Origin of the sequence: Aquicoccus porphyridii, from assembly GCF_008369105.1 — a bacterium.
Classification (GTDB): Bacteria; Pseudomonadota; Alphaproteobacteria; order Rhodobacterales; family Rhodobacteraceae; genus Aquicoccus; species Aquicoccus porphyridii.
On the sequence record NZ_VINQ01000246.1, the window covers coordinates 1 to 351 of the forward strand.

The window sequence follows — 351 nt, forward strand, 5'->3', positions numbered from 1 at the left end:
TCCACCGGGTCCATCCGGCCGGCGGCGATCCAGGCCTCGAATACCGCGGCGCGGCCGCGGAACCAGCTGCGGTAGTCCTGGTTGAAATGCGCGGTGAGGCACTCGCCGCCGCTGATGATCTCCATGGCGAAGATCCGCGAGGCCAGCGGGTAGCGGCGGGAGAACTCCATCTTGGCGCGGATGTAGCGGGCCAGCGCCTCGGCCGGATCGTCGTCGACGCCGAGGGTGTTGAAGGTACTGTCCCAGAGTTCGAGGATGTTGCTCAGCACCGCCGTGTAGAGGCCCAGCTTGTTGCCGAAGTAGTAGTGCAGGTTGGCCTTGGGCAGGCCGACGTTCTGCGCGATGGTGTTC

At 66.1% G+C, this 351-nt stretch carries 1 protein-coding gene; it reads right to left on the reverse strand.

All coding sequences use genetic code 11. The features are described from left to right. The coding region (locus FLO80_RS24370; protein ID WP_188078424.1) for a TetR family transcriptional regulator C-terminal domain-containing protein at positions 1–351 on the reverse strand (351 nt) is incomplete at both ends.